Origin of the sequence: Nocardioides sp. CPCC 206348 (assembly GCF_048654705.1) — a bacterium.
GTDB lineage: Bacteria > Actinomycetota > Actinomycetes > Propionibacteriales > Nocardioidaceae > Nocardioides.
Genome location: NZ_JBMCZA010000217.1, coordinates 84,036 through 88,100 on the forward strand (window position 1 = coordinate 84,036; position 4,065 = coordinate 88,100).

Annotated in this window: 4 protein-coding genes; all 4 read right to left on the reverse strand. The window is 70.2% G+C overall.

Annotated features, from left to right (window positions below):
* Positions 1-834 (reverse strand): GTPase ObgE (gene obgE / locus ACOADB_RS24205; protein ID WP_378604817.1); only part of this gene is annotated, 834 nt, incomplete at its 3' end.
* A gap of 83 nt (positions 835-917) precedes the next feature.
* Complete coding sequence (rpmA, locus tag ACOADB_RS24210) at positions 918-1,172, reverse strand: 50S ribosomal protein L27 (RefSeq protein ID WP_056713888.1); 255 nt, start codon at positions 1,170-1,172, stop codon at positions 918-920.
* A 48-nt stretch (positions 1,173-1,220) separates the two neighbouring features.
* On the reverse strand, positions 1,221-1,523 hold the full coding sequence (gene rplU, locus ACOADB_RS24215) for a 50S ribosomal protein L21 (protein WP_056714940.1): 303 nt from the start codon (positions 1,521-1,523) through the stop codon (positions 1,221-1,223).
* 153 nt (positions 1,524-1,676) lie between these two features.
* The coding region (locus tag ACOADB_RS24220; RefSeq protein WP_378604821.1) for an Rne/Rng family ribonuclease at positions 1,677-4,065 on the reverse strand (2,389 nt) is incomplete at its 5' end.

Genomic DNA, 4,065 nt, shown 5'->3' on the forward strand with positions numbered 1-4,065 from the left:
GGGACGGTCCTCGAGGCCGCCGTACCGGCTCAGCTCGCCCTCGATGATCTCGAGGTCGTCGACGGGGTTGCGACCGGGCTCCATGGTCGCCGTGTCGAGGACGTGCACCAGCGCGGCGCAACGCTCGATGTGGCGCAGGAAGTCGTGGCCGAGACCGCGACCCTCGGCGGCGCCCTCGATCAGTCCGGGCACGTCGGCCACGGTGAAGGTGAAGTCACCCGCCGTGACGACGCCGAGGTTGGGGACGAGGGTGGTGAACGGGTAGTCCGCGATCTTGGGCCGGGCCCGCGAGATCGAGGCGATCACGCTGGACTTGCCGGCGCTGGGGAAGCCGACCAGGCCGACGTCCGCGACGACCTTGAGCTCGAGGACGACCTCGAGCTCGTCACCGGGCTCACCGAGCAGCGCGAAGCCGGGCGCCTTGCGCGACTTGGACGCGAGCGAGGCGTTCCCGAGGCCACCGCGGCCACCTTCGGCCACGACGAGCTCGGTGCCCGCGCCGATCAGGTCGGCGATGACCTCGCCGTTGCGGTGCTTGACGACGGTGCCGTCCGGCACCTTGAGGATCATGTCGGCTCCGTGGGAACCGTTCTTGTGGTCACCAGCGCCGTGGCCACCGTGCTCGGCCTGGCGCTTGGAGCTGTGGTGGTACTCCAGCAGCGTGGTGACGTCGGGGTCGACGCGCAGGATGATCGAGCCACCCGGCCCGCCGTTGCCGCCGTCGGGGCCGCCGAGCGGCTTGAACTTCTCACGGTGGACGGACGCGACCCCGTGACCGCCCCGGCCGGCAGCGACAGTGAGCGTCACGCGGTCGACGAAGGTGGGAACAGCCATGGGATCAGTCTTTCAGTAGAAAATGGCGAAAGGCGCCCCGCGTGACGGGACGCCCTTCGAAACCAGGTCAGATGAGCGTCAGCTCATTCACCCGGGACGATGTTGATGACCTTGCGGCCACGCTTCTTGCCGAACTCGACGGCACCGGGGATCAGCGCGAACAGCGTGTCGTCGCCACCGCGACCCACGCCGGAGCCCGGGTGGAAGTGGGTGCCACGCTGGCGGACGATGATCTCGCCGGCGCTGACGACCTGGCCGCCGAAGCGCTTCACGCCGAGGCGCTGAGCGTTCGAGTCGCGCCCGTTCTTGGTGGACGCTGCGCCCTTCTTGTGTGCCATGTTTCAGTCCTTTGGAGGTGAAGAGGTGAACCCGCCCGGGGATCCAGCTCAGAGAGAGATGTCGGTGACCTTGACCTGGGTGTACTTCTGGCGGTGACCCTGGCGCTTCTTGTAGCCGGTCTTGTTCTTGTACTTCTGGATGACGATCTTCGGGCCCTTGGTGGCACCGAGGACCTCAACCGTCACCGACGCCTTCTCGAGGCCAGTGCTGGTCACGGTCTCACCGTCGACGGTGAGGACCACCGGCAGCGTGAGGGTGTCGCCGACCGGCGTAGCGCACTTGTCGATCTCGAAGACGTCGCCGACCTCGACCTTTTCCTGCTTCGCGCCTGCGCGCACGATCGCGTACACCACCGCGGGCTCCTTCTCACGTCAACGTTCGGGTCTGCGGCACGCACAGCGACTTCGCCGGGCGCCAGCAGAACGGCGCACCTGCGGCGCACCGACGGTCAATACTACGGTTCGGGCCGGTATCCACCAAAACGATGGACCCGCCCCGACCTGCTAGCGCTTGCCAGCGCCCTTCTTCTTGATCGGGACGTGGGCCACGTGCGGCTCCTCGGCGTCTGCAGCAGGCGCCTCGGCAGCCGGTACGGCGGCCGCAGGCGGTCCTGCCGGACGGCTGGCCGAGCTGCGGCGGGTCCGGGTGACCACCTTGGTCGTGGCCACCGGCGCGGGGGCCGGCTCCTCGACCACCACGGGGGCCTCCTCGACCACCACGGGGGCCTCCTCGACCACCACGGGAGCCTCCTCGACCACCACGGCGGTCTCGTCGGTCACCTCGTCGTGGGCCTCGTCGGCGTGCTTGGCCATCGCGGCGACGTCCTTCGGGGACGGGACCGGCTTGGCGGCCGCACCGTTGTCGGCCGGGGCGTCGCCCTGGGCCTTCGGCTTGGCCTTGCGGCGGTTGTTGCCGCGACGACCCTCCTCGGGCTCGGCGCCACCGCCGCCACCCTTGGGGGCGACGGGGAGGTCGTGGACCAGCAGGCCACGGCCCTGGCAGTGCGAGCAGGTCTCGCTGAACGCCTCGACGAGGCCGGTGCCGATCCGCTTGCGCGTCATCTGCACGAGGCCGAGCGAGGTGACCTCGGCGACCTGGTGGCGGGTGCGGTCGCGGCCGAGGCACTCGACCATGCGGCGCAGCACCAGGTCGCGGTTGGCCTCGAGGACCATGTCGATGAAGTCGACCACGATGATGCCGCCGATGTCGCGCAGCCGGAGCTGGCGAACGATCTCCTCGGCCGCTTCGAGGTTGTTCTTGGTGACCGTCTCCTCGAGGTTGCCCCCGGAGCCGGTGAACTTCCCGGTGTTGACGTCGACGACGGTCATCGCCTCGGTGCGGTCGATGACCAGCGAGCCACCCGAGGGCAGCCAGACCTTGCGGTCCAGGCCCTTGGCGATCTGCTCGTCGATGCGGTGCAGCGTGAACAGGTCGGGACCCGACGGGTCGTGGCGCTCCACCCGCTCGGCGAGGTCGGGGGCGATCTGGTCGACGTACTCCTTGACGGAGCGCCAGGCGTCCTCGCCCTGGATGACGAGCTTGGAGAAGTCCTCGGTGAACAGGTCACGGACGACCTTGAGGGTCAGGTCGGGCTCGCCGTGCAGGAGCTGCGGGGCGTTGCCCTTGGCGACCTTGGCCTCGATGTCGTCCCACTTGGCCTTGAGGCGCTCGACGTCGCGGGTCAGCTCGTCCTCGGACGCACCCTCTGCGGCGGTGCGCACGATGACACCGGCCGACGCGGGGACGGCCTCCTTGAGCAGGGCCTTCAGGCGCGACCGCTCGGTGTCCGGCAGCTTGCGCGAGATGCCGGACGTGGTGCCGTCGGGCACGTAGACCAGGAAGCGGCCGGCGAGGCTGACCTGGCTGGTGAGCCGGGCGCCCTTGTGGCCGATCGGGTCCTTGCTGACCTGCACCAGGATGGTCTGCCCGGACTGCAGGACCGACTCGATCTTGCGGGGCTGGCCGTCCTTGTGGCCGAGAGCGGACCAGTTGACCTCGCCGGCGTACAGGACCGCGTTGCGACCCTTGCCGATGTCGATGAACGCCGCCTCCATGGAGGGCAGGACGTTCTGCACGCGGCCGAGGTAGACGTTGCCGATGAGCGAGGTCTGCGACTCGCGGGCGACGTAGTGCTCGACGAGCACCTTGTCCTCGAGGACGGCGATCTGGGTGAGGTCCTTGCGCTGGCGCACGACCATGACCCGCTCGACCGACTCGCGGCGGGCCAGGAACTCGGCCTCGCTCACGATCGGTGCGCGGCGACGGCCGGCTTCGCGACCCTCGCGGCGGCGCTGCTTCTTGGCCTCCAGGCGCGTGGACCCGGCGATGCTCGTGATCTCGTCCTCGGGCGAGCGCGGCTTGCGGACGCGGGTGACGGTGTTCTCGGGGTCGTCCCCGCCGTCGCCACCCTGGCCGCCTCCACCTTCGCCGGTACGACGACGCCGACGGCGACGACGCGAGGAGGACGAACCGCCCTGTCCCCCGCCTTCACCGTTCTCGTCGTTCTCGTCGCTGTCGTCGGAGACGTCGTCGCCCTCAGCGGCCGCAGCAGCGTCGGCGTCGGCCTTCGCGCGGGCCTGGGCGTTGCCGCCGCCCTGGCGCTGACGCTGGCGCTGGCCGTTGTTGCCACCGTTCGCGGCGCGGGCGGGCGCCTTCTCCTCGCCACCTTCGGCGTTCTCGACGTCCTCGGCAGTCTCGTCGGACTCGCCCTCGGAGTCGGCGTCGTCAGCGTCGTCGTCGCCCTCGCCACCGGTGTTGCCCGCACCGGCGGGCTTGCGGCGACGGCGGCCACCGCGACGGCGGCGGCGGCGAGCGGCGTTGGCCGACGTCGAGCCACCCTCGGTGCCCTCGTCGTCGTCCTCGTCGCCCTCGTCGTCGTCGGACTCCTGGTCC

Coding starts and splice junctions, on each gene's coding strand:
- rpmA (WP_056713888.1), bottom strand. CDS start 1,172: ATGGCACACAAGAAGGGCGCAGCGTCCACCAAGAACGGGCGCGACTCG.